This window comes from Petropleomorpha daqingensis, from assembly GCF_013408985.1.
Lineage (GTDB): Bacteria > Actinomycetota > Actinomycetes > Mycobacteriales > Geodermatophilaceae > Petropleomorpha > Petropleomorpha daqingensis.
The window spans coordinates 4634074-4649723 of record NZ_JACBZT010000001.1 but is presented as its reverse complement, the minus strand read 5'-3'; the positions used below and the strand labels follow the sequence as shown (position 1 = coordinate 4649723).

Genomic DNA, 15650 nt, shown 5'->3' with positions numbered 1-15650 from the left:
GGTAGGGAGCGCGCCTGTGCAGAACCTGTCCGTTGCCTGCCAGTTGCGCGTTTGCCGTCCGCTTCCCTTCGGCGAACCGCCTCGTGGCCGTCCCTGGCGAGGCTGGACCCGTGCGAACACCAGGGACGACATCGCGGGTGCTGATCGTCAGCGGCAGCGTCGGGGCCGGTCACGACGGCGCCGCGCGCGAGCTCGCGGCCCGGCTGCGGCGCGCGGGGGTCGAGGTGGCCGTCCGGGACTACCTCGACGCGGTGCCCCGGGCGGCGGCCCTGGTGCTGCGTGAGGGCTACCTCGCCACGGTCGAGCGGGTTCCGGGGTTCTTCGAGGTCTTCTTCCGGGGGCTGGAGCGGCAGGGCCTGCTGTGGTGGGCCGAGCAGCGGGTCTGCGCGCTCGCTGCCGGGACGCTGGCCGCCTGGGCCGCCGAGTTCCGGGCGGACGCCGTCGTCGCCACCTACCCGCCGGCCGCGCAGACCGTCGGGATGCTGCGCGCGGACGGGCGGCTCGCCGTCCCGGCGGTGATCTACCTGACCGACCCCGCGGCGCACGTGAGCTGGGTGCACCCGGCCGTCGACCTGCACCTGACGGTCACCGAGGCGACCGCGGAGCACGGCGCGGCCGCGTACGGGGTGCGGCTGGAGGTCGGCGGCCCGCTCGTGCAGGCGCGGTTCGGGCAGCGCCCGCCCACCACCGAGCTCGCCGCGCTGCGCGCCGAGCTCGGGGACCGCCGTCCGCTCGCCCTGCTGGTCGGGGGCTCGCTCGGCATCGGGGACGTCCGGACGACGGTGCACGACGTCACCGCCGCCGGCTTGACCGCGGTGGTCCTCTGCGGCCGCAACGAGACCCTGCGGCGGCGGCTGAGCGGGCCCGGGGTCGTCGCGCTCGGCTGGCGGGACGACGTGCACCGGCTGATGCACGCGACCGACGTGCTCGTGCAGAACGCCGGCGGGCTGTCGTTCACCGAGTCGCTCGTGGCCGGCCTCCCGGCGGTGACCTACCGGCCCATCCCCGGGCACGGTCGCGCCAACGCCCGGGTGCTGGACGAGGCCGGGCTCGCCCCGTGGGCGCACGACCGGGCGGAGCTGGCCCACCACCTGCACGCCCAGCTCGCGCGCGGTCGCACGCCCGCCCCCACGCCCGACCCGGCCGACAAGCTCCTCGCCCTGCTCGACCGCACTCGGGGGGAGGTGGCGGCGTGAGGCACCCGGTCGCGACCCTCGCCGTGCCGCTCACCGGCGCCGCGCTGGCGCACGCGCTGCCGGCGGTGACCGCGCGCAACACGCCCCGACGGCTCACCCCCCACCTGGCGGGGGAGGGGCGGCCCGGCGGGGTGGCGCTGACCTTCGACGACGGCCCGGACCCGCTCGGGACGCCCGCGGTGCTCGAGACGCTGGCCGGACTGGGCTGGCGGGCCACCTTCTTCATGCTCGGCAGCCAGGTGCGGCAGCACCCCGCGATCGCCCGCCAGGTCGTCGACGCCGGCCACGAGGTCGCCGTGCACGGGACGGTCCACCGCAACCACCTCACCCGCACGCCGCTGGCGGTCCGCCGCGACATCCGGCTGGCCGTCGAGCAGATCACCGGGACGACCGGCGTGCGACCGCGCTGGTTCCGGCCGCCCTACGGCATCTTCAGCGGCGGAACGCACTGGGCCGCCCGCGACCTCGGGCTGGTGCCCGTGCTCTGGACGGCGTGGGGCAAGGACTGGCGGGCCGGGCCCCCGGTCCAGATCGTGGCCGAGGTGATGCACACCCTCCGCGACGGAGGCACGGTGCTCCTCCACGACTCCGACTGCACCAGCCGGCCCGGCTCCTGGAGGTCCACCGTCGCCGCGCTCCCGCTGCTGGCCGCGCGGGTGCGCGCCCAGGGGCTCGAGGTCCGCCCGCTCGCCGACCACCTGGCGGCACCGTGCTGACCGCCGTCCTCCTCGCGCTCGCCGCGGCCTGCGCCTTCGCCGTCTCGACCGTCGTCCAGCACCGGACGGCGACCGACACCGCCGCGGCCGGCGGCCGGTGGCTGGTGCGGCTGGTCCGCCGGCCGGCCTGGCTGGCCGGGGAGGCGGCCGGCGTCGTCGGGGTGCTGCTGCACGTCGGCGCGCTGCGCAGCGGCCCGGTCGTGCTCGTGCAGCCGCTGCTCGCCGGCGGCCTGGTCCTCTCCCTGGCGCTCGGCGCCTGGCTCGACCGGGGGCGCCCGGGCCGGCCGGGGCTGGGCCCGTGGCTCGGCGCCGTCGCCGTGGCGGTCGGGCTGACCACGTTCCTGCTGACGGCGCGACCGACCGCGGGCACCGCGACCGCGCCCCAGCTCGGCCTGGCAGGGGTCACCGTCGCCGCCCTCGCCCTCGGCGGACTGGCGGCGCTGTGGGCGCGCCGGCCCACCCGGCGGCACCGCCCGCTCGTCCTCGGCGCCGCCGCGGGCACGAGCTTCGCCGTCACCGGGCTGCTGCTCAAGCAGGTGGTCGGGCTCCCTCTGCTGTCGTGGGCCGCGGCGGGGACGGCGGTCGAGCTGGCCGCCCTGGCGGTCGTCGGGACCGCGCTCGCCCAGGCCGCGTTCGCGGCCGGGCCGCTCGTCCAGTCACTGCCGGTGCTCTCCGTGCTGGAACCGGGCGTGGCCGTCCTCCTGGCGGGACCGCTGTTCGGGGAGGCGCTGCTGGCGGGGACCGCCGCGCGGCTGGGCCAGCTCGCCGGCGCGCTGCTGCTCGGTGCGGGGCTGGTGGTCGTGGCGCGCGGGAGCGCGCCCGGCCCGCCCGCGCCGTCGTGGTCGGAGGCGCCGGTGGCGGTGGCCGCGTGAACGCGGTGATCGTCGCGGTGGCCCAGTACCTGCTGTTCGTCCTGGCGCTGGTGGCGGGCCTGACCTGGCTGGCCCTCGACCGCGCCGGCAAGGTGCGGCTCGCCGCCGAAGCCGTGGTCGGCCTGGCGCTGCTGGGGCTCGGCATCTGGCTGGCCGGCTCGCTGCACGCCGATCCCCGCCCGTTCGTGCAGAACCCGTCGCTGCACCCGCTGTTTCCGCACCCGCGCGACAACGGGTTCCCCTCCGACCACGCGGCCGCCGCCGGGCTGCTGACCGCGCTGGTGCTGCGGTACCGCCGCGGGGTCGGCGTGCTGGTCGGGGTCGGTGCGGTGCTGGTGGCGGCCGCCCGGGTGGCCGCGCACGTCCACCACCTGCAGGACGTCGTCGCCGGCCTGCTGATCGGTCTCGCGGCGGGGGGCCTGGCGATCCTGCTCACGACGGTCGTGGTGGCCCGGCTGACCGGGTCGGTCGGCACCCCGGCGCCGTGACCGCCGCGGTCCGCGACCGGCTGCTCACCGCGGCGCTGCTGGCCGGCGCCGCGGTGCTGTACGTCGTCGGCCTGGCCCGCAGCGGCTGGGGCAACGCCTTCTACGCCGCCGCGGCGCAGGCCGGGGCGCAGAGCTGGAAGGCGTTCTTCTTCGGCGCGTCGGACGCGCCCGGGACGATCACCGTCGACAAGCCCCCGGCCTCGATCTGGCTGATGAGCCTGTCGGTGCGGGTGTTCGGGCTCTCCAGCTGGTCGCTGCTGCTCCCCGAGGCGCTCCTGGGAGTGGCCGCCGTCGCGCTGCTCGTCGCCACGGTCCGCCGGGTCGCGGGGCCGTGGGCCGGTCTGCTGGCCGGCCTGCTGCTCGCGCTCACCCCGGTGCTGACGCTGATGGCGCGCGTCGACGACCCCGACGCGCTGCTCACCCTGCTGCTGGTCGCCGCCGCGTGGGCCACCACCCGCGCGCTGGAGGACGGGCGGTTGCGCTGGGCGCTGCTGACCGGTGCCCTGCTGGGGTTCGCCTTCCTCACCAAGTCGCTGGCCGCCTTCCTCGTGCTGCCGGGGCTCGCCGGGGCCTTCCTGCTCGCCGCCCCGGGCCTCCTGCGACGGCGGGTCGCGCACCTGCTGGCCGCCGGGGGAGTCCTCGTCGTCACGGCCGGCTGGTGGCTGCTCGCCGTCGAGCTGACACCGGCCTCGGCCCGGCCCTGGGTCGGGGGCAGCCCGCTGAACAGCCCGCTGGACCTCGCCTTCGGCTACAACGGCCTGGGCCGGATCACCGGCAACGAGAGCGGCGCCGGGGTGCACGTGAACGGGCCCCGCTCGGCCTGGCGGCTGCTGGGCTCGGCGGCCGACCAGTTCGGCTGGCTGCTGCCCGCGGCGGTCGTCGGCCTGGCCGCCGGCCTGGTGCTGCGCCATCGCCGGCCGCGCACCGATCCGCTGCGGGCGGCCTTCGTGCTGTGGGGCGGCTGGGCGCTGCCGACCGCGCTCGTGTTCAGCGTCATGCAGGGCGTCTGGCACCCGTACTACACCGTGGAGCTGGCCCCGGCGGTGGCCGCGCTGGCCGCCCTCGGCGCGACGGTGCTCTGGCGCCGGCGCACGACCGGGGCGGTCGCCGTCCTCGCGGCGGGCTCGCTCCTGACCACCGCCTGGGCGGTGTCGCTGGTCGACCGGAGCCGGGAGGCCACCGGCCCGGTGGCCGCGCTCGTGGTGTTCTGCGGGCTGGTCGGGGTGCTCCTGCTGGGCGCCGGCGGCACGATGGACCGGTCCGTCGCCCGCATGGGCGCGACCTTGCTCCTCGTCGGGGCCCTGCTCGGCCCGGCGGCCTGGTCGGTGGCGACGGCCGAGGTGCCGCACACCGGCAGCGACGTGCGCGCCGGCCCCGGGAGCGGGACGCCGTCGCTGGCGGACACGCCCCCGGCGCTGGTTCGGGTGCTCGGGCAGGACACCGACGACTGGACCTGGACGGCGGCCACGGTCGGCCGCCGCGCCGCGGACCTCCAACTGGCGGTGGGGGCACCCGTGATGCCGATCGGCGGCTTCTTCGGCCGCGACCCGGCCCCCAGCCTGCCCCAGTTCGAGGCACAGGTGCGGCGGCACCACGTCCACTGGTACGTCCCGGGGCTGCACGGCACCGGGTCGGCGGTGCGGATCGATCGATGGGTGCGCCGGCACGCCCCGCCGGTCCACGTGGGGGGCCTCACGATCTACGACCTGGCCGGGCTGGCCTCGGGCCGGTTCGAGGACACCACCTGACACCGATGAGTCGGCCGTCGTCCGGGCGTCCTCCTCTGCATGGGACGGCGACTGGACGACGCAGGCCTCGAGCGGTTCGGCGCCGTGTCCGCCGCGCACGTGGGCGAGACCGCGGTACCCGGGCTGGTCGCCCTGGTGGCCTGCGGCGACGAGGTGCACGTGGAGGCGCTCGGGACGCTGACGATCGGCGGGCCCCCGGTCGAGAGGGGGTCGCTGTTCCGCATCGCGTCGACGACGAAGACGATCACGGCGGCCGCCACCCTGGCGCTGGTCGGCGAGGGACTGGTCGAGCTCGACGAACCGGTCGAGCGGCTGCTCCCCGAGCTCGCGCAGCCCCGCGTGCTGCGCCGGATGGACGGCCCGCTCGACGACACGGTGCCCGCGACCTCCCCGGTCACCGCGCGCGGGCTGCTGGCGTTCACGTTCGGCTTCGGGATGGCCGTCGAGATCCTCACGACGCCCGGTCCCTGGCCGGTCGTCGCGGCGGCCGCCGAGGCCGGGCTGGCCACGATCGGCCCGCCGCAGCCGGACGACTTCGTCGACCCCGAGACGTGGATCGCCCGGTTCGGCGAGCTGCCGCTGATGGCGCAGCCGGGGGAGCGGTGGCTGTACAACACCGGGTGCCACGTGCTGGGCGTGCTGTGCGCCCGGGCCGCGGGGCTGCCCTTCGAGGAGGTGCTGCGGACCCGGGTGCTCGACCCGCTCGGCATGCGCGACACGACCTTCTCCAACGGGGACCTCGCCCGGCTGGCGACGGCCTACCAGCCCACCCCGGACGGCCTCGTTGTCTGGGATCCGCCGGCGGGGCAGTGGAGCCGCCCGCCGGCCTTCCCCGACGGCGCTGCGGGACTGCTCTCGACGGCCGACGACCTGCTGGCGTTCGCCCGCATGCTGCTGCGCGGCGGCGACCCGGTGCTCACCGCGGACCAGGTGCGGGAGCTGGGCCTCGACCACCTGAGCGCCGAGCAGCGCGCCGCGGGGTCGGCGTTCCTCGGCGGGCGCGGTTGGGGACTCGGGACGTCGGTGGTGCGGGAGGGGCCCTGGGCGGGGGCGATCGGCTGGGACGGCGGCCTCGGGACGTCGTTCCTCGTGCACCCGGAGCGGGACCTCGCCGTGATCGTGCTGACGCAGCGGCTGTTCGACACCCCGCAGGCGCCCGCGGTGCACACCGACCTGCAGGCCGCCGCGCTCGCGGCCGTCCGGTGAACGGCTCCCGGTGGTGTCGGCTGGGGCGAGGACACCTCGGGATGGCACAATCCACCTGTCGGCGGTGCCGCAGCCCACGGCGTTTGGGAATCTCGGGCTGTCGCACGCGTTGACACTCCCGAAGCACCGGCCGAGAGAGCCCCGCCTGCCGTGGCGATGCCGCCACCGGCGGCCCGGCGTTCCGGGGGACAGGCCTGCCGAGGCCAGCGGCGTCGATCGTCGAACGATCTCCCCCGCCGACCCGGGAGTCCGTGCGGCATGCGGCCGCACGGTGCGTGCCGGCAGTGCAGAGGAGGAAGACTTGGCTCGACCGGGCCAGCGCCCGAGGGGCGCGCGCCGTTCCGCTCCGCGGAACCAGCGACGCGTCCAGCAGGGTGACGTCGTCGCGGTGCTCGCGCGCACCGTCCGCGAGGTCGAGGCGGCCGTGCAGCGCGGCCGCGTCACGCCGTCGGTGCGCGCGAAGTTCCAGGCCGTCGCCCTGATGCTGCGCGAGGAGCGCGCCCGCGTCCGGGCCGACGCCACCGTGGGCGACGCCCGGCGCAGCGAGCAGCTCAAGCGCCTGGACGGGGTCGCCCAGATCCTGGCGACCACCGCCGTCCGGGACTCGGGGCTGCTCGCCCTGCTCGCCGAGGACACCGTCGTCTCTCCCGAGGCGCGTGAGCTCACCCGGGAGCTGCTGCGGTCCGCGGGCGTCGAGCCCGCCCCGGAGGAGGTCCCGCCGCCGGAGATCCCCGCCCCGTTCGCGCCGCCCGAGCGCCGCGCCGTCCCGCAGTCGGTGATCTCGCGGCAGCTGGCCAACCCGTTCCTGGCCCCTGACTTCTCCGCCGCCCCGGTCCGGCCCTCCCGGCCGCGCCGCCTGGCCGGCTGGGAGCTGCTCAACCCGCTGCTCAGCTCGTTCGAGCGGGCCGGCGACGGCGCCCCGGCGTGCATGGCGCTGCCCGCGCCGACGTCGCTGCGGGCACCCGGGGACCTGCAGCTGATGCCGCACCAGGGCGCGCTGGTCGCCGCGGCCGCCGCCGGCCACCGGACGTTCCTGCTCGCCGACGAGCCGGGTCTGGGCAAGACCGCTCAGGCGCTGCTGGCCGCGGAGGCGGCGAACGCGTTCCCGCTGCTCGTCGTCGTCCCGAACGTCGTCAAGACCAACTGGGCGCGCGAGGCCGGCCGCTGGACGCCGCACCGCCCGGCCACCGTCGTCCAGGGCGACGGGAACGCCGTCGACGGCTTCGCCGACATCGTGATCGTGAACTACGAGGTGCTCGACCGGCACGTGGGCTGGCTCGGGACCTTCGGCTTCCGCGGCATGGTCGTCGACGAGGCGCACTACATCAAGAACAAGACCTCGCAGCGCTCGCAGCACGTCCTTCAGCTGTCCGAGCGCATCCGGGCCCGGACGCCGCGGCCCCTGCTCATGGCGCTGACCGGCACGCCGTTGATCAACGACATCGACGACTTCCGCGCGATCTGGCAGTTCCTCGGCTGGATCGACGAGAGCCAGCCGCTCGGCGAGCTCATGGACGCGCTCGAGGACACCGGCCTGACGCCGGCCGACCCGGGCTTCTACCCGGCGGCCCGGCAGTGCGTGATCGACCGCGGGATCGTCCGCCGGCGCAAGGTCGACGTCGCCGCCGACATCCCCGCCCGCCGCATCGCCGACCTCCCCGTCGAGCTGGACGGGCCGGCCGGCCGGTCGATCCGGGCCGCCGAGCGCGATCTGGTGGCGCGGATGGTGTCCCGGTACGAGCGGGCGCTGGCCGGCCGGGCGGACGGCGACGCGGTCGAGGGCATCGACCCGGAGCTCGTGCGCCGGGTCGCCCGCGCGGAGCTCAAGGACGCGACCACGACCACCGGCGAGAACGTCTTCAGCATGATGCGGCGCATCGGCCGCGCGAAGGCCGGCCTGGCCGCGGACTACACCGCGCAGCTGGCCCGCAGCGCCGGCAAGGTCGTCTTCTTCGCCAAGCACGTCGACGTCATGGACGCCGCCGAGGACGCCTTCGCGCAGGCCGGGATCCGGTTCTCCTCGATCCGCGGTGACCAGACGCCGTCGGTGCGCCAGAAGAACATCGACGCCTTCGTGACCGACCCCGAGGTCGCCATCGCGGTCTGCTCCCTGACCGCGGCCGGCGTGGGGATCAACCTGCAGGTCGCCTCGAACATCGTGCTGGCCGAGCTGTCCTGGACCGACGCCGAGCAGACGCAGGCGATCGACCGCAGCCACCGCATCGGCCAGACCGAGCCGGTCACCGCGTGGCGCATCCTCGCCGCGCAGACCATCGACGCCCGGATCGCCGAGCTGATCGACAGCAAGGCGGGGCTGGCCGCCCGGGCGCTGGACGGCTCGCCGGTGGAGGCCGCCGAGGCGACCGACGTGCAGCTCGAGGCGCTGGTCGGGCTGCTGACCGACGCGCTGCGGGAGGCGGCACCGCTCGCCGCTTCCTGACCGGCGCCGCCGCACAGCATCGATCAGGTGACCTGATCAACGGCTGTCCTCCCGCACCAACGCTGCTTCGGGAGGACAGTTTTCGATCAGGTCACCTGATCCACGTCGCGGCGTGGCAGAATCGAACACACGTTCGATGTACTGCCTGGGGGAGTTGCGATGGCCACCGTGTCCACGTCCCACCTGCCGGCCGGGGAGCCGGTGCTGACCACCGCCGTCGTCGGCACCGACTTCGGCCTGCCGCTGGTCCGGCCGACCCGGACCCGGCAGGGCAGCGAGGTCCGGGTCGTGCGCTCGCGGTGCAGGGCGCACGGGGGAGTCGTCGTGTGGTTCACCGACGGCACCAAGACCCCGCCGCTGCACGGGCGCACCGTCTGGGTGCTCGCCGACAGTGCCGCGTGAGCGACGGAGGGCGCCGGCCCGAGGCCGACGCCCTCCTCCCGCCGGATCAGAACGGCGGTTCCTCGCTCCCGGCGCCGACCGGCACCGCCCAGGGATCGGCCGAGCCCGCGTCGGTGCCCGCGCTGCCGCTGCCCTTGCCGTTCAGCGGCCGGCCGCCGGACCGGGCCGCCTTGGCGACGGTCGCCGTCGCGTAGCGCAGCGACGGGCCGATCTCGTCGACCTCGAGCTCGATGACGCTGCGCTTCTCGCCCTCCTTGGTCTCGAAGGAGCGCTGCTTGAGGCGGCCCTGCGCCATGACCCGGGAACCCCGGGTCAGCGACTCGGCGACGTTCTCCGCCGCCTCGCGCCACACGCTGCAGCGCAGGAAGAGCGCCTCGCCGTCCTTCCACTCCTGGGTCTGGCGGTCCAGGGTGCGCGGGGTCGAGGCGATGGTGAAGTTCGCGACCGCCGCGCCGGACGGCGTCCAGCGCAGCTCGGGGTCGCTCGTCAGGTTCCCGATGACGGTGATGATCGTGTCGCCGGCCATGTTCCGGTCCTCCGTGTCGTCAGTGCATCGCTCAGGTGAGCGATGCGGAGGTTAGGCCGACCCACCGACATTTCCGGCCGCACGGAGATGTCAGCCGGGCGTGGCAGCATCCGCGGGGTGGAGCAGGCGCGGGCCGGGGCGGTGCTCGAGGCGACGCTCGAGCGCGTCACGTTCGCCAACCCGCAGACCGGCTACACCGTGGCCCGCGTCGACACCGGCCGCGGCGACACCCTCGTCACCGTCGTGGGCTCGCTGCTCGGCGCGCAGCCGGGGGAGACGCTGCGGCTGCACGGACGGTGGGGCGCGCACCCGCAGTACGGCAGGCAGTTCGTCGTCGAGGACTACACGACCGTGCTGCCGGCGACCGTGCAGGGCATCCGCCGCTACCTGGGGTCGGGGCTGGTCAAGGGCATCGGACCCAAGCTGGCCGAGCGGATCGTCGACCACTTCGGCGCCGACGCGCTGCGGGTGATCGAGGAGGAGCCGGCGCGGCTGGCCGAGGTGCCGAGCCTCGGCCCGAAGCGCACCCGGCTGATCACCGCCGCCTGGGAGGAGCAGCGGGCGATCAAGGAGGTCATGGTCTGCCTGCAGGGGATGGGGGTGTCCACCTCGCTGGCCGTGCGCATCTACAAGCAGTACGGCGGCGCGGCCATCGACGTCGTCCGGACCCAGCCGTACCGCCTGGCCGCCGAGGTCTGGGGCATCGGCTTCAAGACGGCGGACACCATCGCCGCCGCGGCGGGGATCCCGCACGACAGCACCGAGCGGGTCGAGGCCGGCCTGCAGTACGTGCTGTCTGAGGCCACCGGTCAGGGGCACTGCTTCCTGCCCGAGCCCGACCTGACCGCGCGGGCGGTCGAGATGCTGCAGGTGCCGGCCGGCCTGGTCGGCCACTGCCTCGCGCTGCTGGTCGCCGACCAGAACCTGGTGCGCGAGGAGTTCCCCGGGGCCGACGGCGGACCCCCGACGGTGGCCTACTACCTCGTCCCGTTCCACCGGGCGGAGGTCTCCCTCGCGGCAGGGCTGCGCAGGCTGGCGAGCGCCGACGACGACCGGGTGCCGCACTTCGCCGGTGTCGACTGGGACCGCGCGCTCGACTGGCTGCACCGGGCCACGGGCGCGGACCTGGCGCCGGGGCAGCTGGAAGCGGTGCGCCTGGCGCTCACCGAGAAGGTCGCCGTCCTCACCGGCGGACCGGGGTGCGGCAAGAGCTTCACCGTCCGCTCGATCGTCGCGCTGGCCGCGGCCAAGGGCGCGCGGGTGGTCCTCGCCGCGCCCACCGGCCGGGCGGCGAAGCGGCTCACCGAGCTGACCGGCGTCGAGGCGCAGACCGTGCACCGGCTGCTGCAGCTGCGGCCGGGGGGCGACGCCGGGTTCGACCGGGAGAAACCGCTGCCGGCCGACCTGGTCGTGGTCGACGAGTCCTCGATGCTCGACCTGCTGCTGGGCAACAAGCTCGTGCGGGCCGTCCCGCCGGGGGCGCACCTGCTCCTGGTCGGGGACGTCGACCAGCTGCCCTCGGTCGGCGCGGGGGAGGTGCTGCGCGACCTGCTCGCCGAGGGCAGCCCGGTCCCGCACGTGCGCCTGACCCAGGTCTTCCGCCAGGCCAGCAAGTCCGGCGTGGTGACCAACGCGCACCGGATCAACGCCGGCAGCCCGCCCCAGGTCCGCGGGCTCGACGACTTCTTCCTGTTCCCCACCGACGATGCCGAGGAGGCCGCGCGGCTGACCGTCGACGTCGTCGTGCGCCGCATCCCGGCCCGCTTCGGCCTCGACCCGCGCCGCGACGTCCAGGTGCTCACGCCCGTCCACCGCGGCCCGGCCGGCGCCGCCGCGCTCAACGAGCTGCTGCAGGAGGCGCTCACCCCGGCCGCCCCGCACCGCGCGGAGAAGCGCTTCGGCGGCCGGGTGTTCCGGGTGGGGGACAAGGTCAGCCAGATCCGCAACGACTACGACAAGGGCTCGGGCGGCGTCTTCAACGGCACGCAGGCCGTGGTCACCGCCATCGACGCCGTCGAGCAGACCCTCACCGTCCGCACCGACGAGGACGAGAGCATCGACTACGACTTCGGCGAGCTCGACGAGCTGGTGCACGCCTACGCGGTCACCGTGCACCGGTCGCAGGGCAGCGAGTACCCGTGCGTCGTCGTCCCGCTGACCACCAGCGCCTGGACCATGCTGCAGCGCAACCTGCTCTACACCGCCGTCACCCGCGCCAAGAAACTGGTGGTGCTCGTCGGCTCGCAGCGGGCGCTGGCCCAGGCGGTGCGCGCGACTGGCTCCGGCCGCCGGCACACCGCGCTGGCCCATCGCTTGCGCCGGCCAGGCCCGGCCGTGGATTGCGCCGAGGGCGAACGCCGACACGCCGGAACCGCCGCCTGACCAGGGCGTTCGGAAGAGTTCACCGAGGTGCTTGCGTCACGGGCGAATTTCTGTCGGACCCCGCTCGTAGCTTCCGTGTCGACATCTTCCCCGTGTCGGCAAGGAGCACATCATGGCCATGGATGGCCTCAAGACCCGCAAGCCCACCGGTCGCGTCCCGTGGCCCACGATCCTTCTCGAGGGCGAGGAGAAGAGTGGGAAAGCGGCCCCGATGTGGTCGCGCCTGGCCACCCCGACCGGCTGGACCACCATGGGCGAGATCGCCGTCGGCGATCAGGTAGTCGGTTGGAACGGCAAGCCCACCACCGTGCTGGCCGTGCACGAGCGAGGTGAACGGCCCGTGTATCGGTTGACGTTTTCCGACGGAGCCACGGCGGAGGTCTGCAACGAGCACCTCTGGGCCGTGCGGACGAGCAACGACGTGCACCGTCGCTATGCCAACGGTCCACGGGTGGGCCAGCCGCGGAATCTGCCGTGGCGCATCTGGGACACCGACACGATCCGCGCCAAGGTGCTCGACGGAGCCGTCGTCCACATCCCGGTGACCGAGCCGGTGCAGTACGCGGCGGGCGAGCCGTTGCCCATCGACCCGTACCTGCTTGGCCTTCTCCTCGGCGACGGCACCCTCGTGGGCAAATCCGTTCAGTTCACCTGCGCCGATCCCGAGTTGGTCGAGTCCATCGCGGCCGTCTTCAGCGGAGACATCGTCAAGTACTCCGGCAAGGACTACGCGTACGGCATCGTCGGCGGCGGCCTCTCCGCCGCCGTCCGTGCGCTGGGATTGCGGGGCACCGGCTCGGCCACGAAGTTCATCCCCGAGATCTACCTGCGGGCATCGGTGGACGATCGGTTGGCGCTGCTGCAGGGCCTGATGGACACCGACGGTGGCATGGAGGGGAGGCGCCCGACCTACACCACCGTCTCGCCAGCTCTGGCAGCGGGCTTCCGTGAGCTGGTCGAGTCCCTGGGCGGAACCTGCCGGCAGGGCAGCAAGATCCCCAGCTACGTGACTGACGAGGGTGAGCGACGTCAGGGCAAGGTCGCCTACAGACTCGCTCCTCGCCTGCCAGCTTCGATGTGTCCGTTCCGACTCGGCCGCAAGAGGGACGCCTGGACCTCGACCCGGCCGACCTTCAACACACCTCCGAGGCGCACGGTGCGGGCCGTCGACTACGTCGGCATGTTCCCGGTTCGCTGCATCACGGTTGCTGCTGAAGACCACCTCTACCTGACCGATCACTTCGTCGTCACGCACAACAGCTGGTCGCTGGCGCAGTTCAGCGCCAGCGAGCGGATCGGAACCTTGTACTGGATCGACCTGAACGAGGGCGCCGGCGACGAGTACGGTGCCGTCCCCGGCGCCCGCTACGAGCTCGTCGAGCACGACGGCTCCTACGGCCAGGTGCTGGCCGCCGTCCAGGCGATCAAGGCCGAGGCGCGTCGCGCGGCCGACGCCGGCGAGCCGCCGGTGGTCCTCGGCATCGACACCGGCTCGGCGATCTGGGACGGGCTCAAGGACTGGGCGAGCGCCCGCGCCGCGACGTCGGCCCGCAACCGCGAGCTGCTCAAGCGCGACCCGAACGCCGAGATCGTGATCAGCCAGAACCTCTGGAACGACGCCGGCGCCCGCTGGCGCAAGCTGCAGACCGAACTGCTCACCTTCCCGGGCATCGTCGTGGTGACCGCCCGCGGCAAGGAGGTCACCGAGGTCGACGCCAACGGCCGACCGATCGAGGGGCAGAAGACCTGGTCGGTGCAGACCCACCGGGAGTTCCCGTACGCGGCCAGCGTGTGGGTGCGGCTGCGCCGCGGCCGTCGGCCGCTGGTCGTGGGCGCGCGCAGCGTGCACGTCGGGATCAAGCCGAACACCGACCCCGCCAGGGAGATCACCGACAAGGCGGCCGACGGCCGGCTGCTGGACTGGCTGGTGTTCGACGCGCTCAAGTGCGACCCGGGCACCGCGCACGTCCGCGACCTCGTCTCCTTCCACGGCGGCGGGCTGCTCGAGCACGAGCGCGAGGACGAGGCCCGCGCCGCCGGACCGGACCGGCCCGACGTCGCCGACCTGGTCGCCCGCATCTCCGACGCCGAGGACGACGACGAGCTGCGCGAGGTCTGGGGCCAGGCCAACCGCGCCGCGCTGCTCCAGGTCGACGTCCCGACGCCGGGCGGCTCCTACACCGTCGGCGAGCTGATCCAGGCGCGCCACGAGGAGTTCCTCGAGGCGGCCGTGGAGGCCCACCCCGCCGGCCGCCGCCGCGTCGCCGCGCCGTCCCCGGCTCCCACGACGCCGGCTGCAGTCGTCGAGGCGGCCCGGGCCGCGGCTGCCGCCGCGCGCGCCGAGGAGGAGAAGGCCGCTCCGGCGAACCCGCTGCTGGAGGCCTCGCCGACGCCGGACGACCCGCGGGAGCGCCGGCTCACCGCCGCCCGCCGCGGTGTCCTCGCCAGCCTGGAGAGCCTCGGCGTCAGCGAGGCCGAGATCGCCGAGCGGTTCGGCCGGCCGGTCGAGCACGTGGCGACCAAGCGGCTGACCGCGCTGGTCCGCGAGGTGATCGCCACCCAGCGCGCCGGTCTGTCGGTGGGGCAGCGGGAGATCTCGGCATGACGGCGGTCCTGCCCGCTCGGCCCAGCGCGGCCGAGCGGCGGGCCGCCCCGAGCCTGGCGGCCGCGGTCAGGGATCTGGACCGCCGCCGGGCCCGGTCGCGGCAGCGGATGATCGGCGCCTCCGAGCTGGGGGAGTGCCGGCGCCGGGCGGCCTACCGGGTCGCCCGGAGCCGGCCCACCAACACCGCGACCGGCCTGCAGGCGTTCCTCGGCACCGAGCTGCACCGCGGGGTGCTGCGCGCCCTGCGCCGCCAGTACGGCGGGCTCACCGAGGTCGGGCTGAAGGGGCAGCAGGTCAAGGGCCGCTGCGACTGGCTGCACGCGCCGGTGGTCGAGGACCTCAAGACGACGTCCCGGTTCGGGTTCGAGCGGGTGCTCACCCGCGGGGTGCCGGCCAAGCACTGGTTCCAGGTCGCCGTCTACGCCTGGTTGCTGCGCACCGGGCAGACCGCCGACCGGCGGCTCCCGGCCGGCGAGGGCCAGGACGTGGAGGGGCTGCGGATCCGGTACCTGTCCCGCGACTCGGGCGAGGACGTCGTGTTCGAGGCCGACCACGACCCGGCGCTGGCCGCGGAGGCGGTCCTCTGGCTCACCGACGTGTACGCCACCGTCGAGGAGGACGGGGTCGACGCCGTTCCCCGCGACGGGTTCGGCCCCGGCGTGGACACGATGTGCGACTGGTGCCCCTTCCTCGACCTGTGCTGGGGACCTCCGGTGGAGACCGAGACCGAGGGCGAGGTCTCCCGCCAGTCCCGGCTGACGGTCACCGACGCCGACTACGTCCAGGCCGTGCACGACTACGACGCCTGGCGGGCCGCCGAGAACGAGGCCAAGCGGCACAAGGACTACGCGCGGGAACGGCTGCGCGGCCGCTCCTGCACCGCCGACGACCTGCACTGCGAGTGGTCCGGCGGCGGCCTGCGCACGCAGGTCGACAAGGACGCCGCGGTCGAGCGGCTGATCGAGCTGGGCGAGGAGGTGCCCACCAAGCGGACGCGCAGTCCCCAGTCGATCCGGGTCACCCGGACCGGCGCGCGGACCGAGGCGTCGCCGGGGGAGGCCGCCTGACC

At 75.0% G+C, this 15650-nt stretch carries 12 protein-coding genes; 11 read left to right on the top strand and 1 reads right to left on the bottom strand.

The annotated features are described in order from the left end of the window. The first annotated feature begins 110 nt into the window (after positions 1-110). The 8 genes from GGQ55_RS22940 (at position 111) to GGQ55_RS22905 (ending at position 9068) form a co-directional block, all read left to right on the top strand. Entirely contained in the window at positions 111-1196 is a 1086-nt protein-coding gene (locus GGQ55_RS22940; protein ID WP_179720748.1) for an MGDG synthase family glycosyltransferase, read from the top strand. Next, on the top strand, positions 1193-1912 hold the full coding sequence (locus GGQ55_RS22935) for a polysaccharide deacetylase family protein (RefSeq protein ID WP_179720746.1): 720 nt from the start codon (positions 1193-1195) through the stop codon (positions 1910-1912). Before GGQ55_RS22940 ends, GGQ55_RS22935 begins: the two co-directional genes overlap by 4 nt. Beyond that, positions 1906-2784, top strand: a complete 879-nt coding sequence (locus GGQ55_RS22930) for a DMT family transporter (RefSeq protein WP_179720744.1) — start codon at positions 1906-1908, stop codon at positions 2782-2784. The genes GGQ55_RS22935 and GGQ55_RS22930 overlap by 7 nt, the downstream gene beginning before the upstream one ends. Next, positions 2781-3272 (top strand): phosphatase PAP2 family protein, encoded by a 492-nt coding sequence (locus GGQ55_RS27360; protein WP_179720742.1) that lies wholly within the window; start codon positions 2781-2783, stop codon positions 3270-3272. The genes GGQ55_RS22930 and GGQ55_RS27360 overlap by 4 nt, the downstream gene beginning before the upstream one ends. Further along, entirely contained in the window at positions 3269-5020 is a 1752-nt protein-coding gene (locus GGQ55_RS22920; RefSeq protein ID WP_179720740.1) for a glycosyltransferase family 39 protein, read from the top strand. The genes GGQ55_RS27360 and GGQ55_RS22920 overlap by 4 nt, the downstream gene beginning before the upstream one ends. 39 nt (positions 5021-5059) lie before the next feature. Then, a complete protein-coding gene (locus GGQ55_RS22915; protein WP_179720738.1) occupies positions 5060-6226 on the top strand; it encodes a serine hydrolase domain-containing protein in 1167 nt (388 codons plus the stop codon). 388 nt (positions 6227-6614) lie between these two features. Then, entirely contained in the window at positions 6615-8666 is a 2052-nt protein-coding gene (locus tag GGQ55_RS22910; protein ID WP_366490056.1) for a DEAD/DEAH box helicase, read from the top strand. Positions 8667-8825: 159 nt separating this feature from the next. Next, on the top strand, positions 8826-9068 hold the full coding sequence (locus GGQ55_RS22905; RefSeq protein WP_179720734.1) for a hypothetical protein: 243 nt from the start codon (positions 8826-8828) through the stop codon (positions 9066-9068). Positions 9069-9114: 46 nt separating this feature from the next. Here GGQ55_RS22905 and GGQ55_RS22900 read toward each other — a convergent pair whose 3' ends face one another. Next, the gene (locus tag GGQ55_RS22900; RefSeq protein ID WP_179720732.1) at positions 9115-9594 is read right to left on the bottom strand and encodes a single-stranded DNA-binding protein; all 480 of its coding nucleotides are present in this window, start codon (positions 9592-9594) and stop codon (positions 9115-9117) included. Positions 9595-9711: 117 nt separating this feature from the next. Here GGQ55_RS22900 and recD2 point away from each other — a divergent pair, with 117 nt between their 5' ends. From recD2 to GGQ55_RS22885, 3 genes are all read left to right on the top strand, one after another. Then, positions 9712-11976, top strand: coding sequence for an SF1B family DNA helicase RecD2 (gene recD2, locus GGQ55_RS22895; protein WP_366490054.1), 2265 nt, complete (start codon positions 9712-9714; stop codon positions 11974-11976). Positions 11977-12088: 112 nt separating this feature from the next. Then, positions 12089-14581: a hypothetical protein gene (locus GGQ55_RS22890; protein WP_179714523.1), complete on the top strand. Its 2493-nt coding sequence runs from the start codon at positions 12089-12091 to the stop codon at positions 14579-14581. After that, the gene (locus tag GGQ55_RS22885; RefSeq protein WP_179720728.1) at positions 14578-15648 is read left to right on the top strand and encodes a PD-(D/E)XK nuclease family protein; all 1071 of its coding nucleotides are present in this window, start codon (positions 14578-14580) and stop codon (positions 15646-15648) included. Before GGQ55_RS22890 ends, GGQ55_RS22885 begins: the two co-directional genes overlap by 4 nt. Positions 15649-15650: the final 2 nt, after the last annotated feature.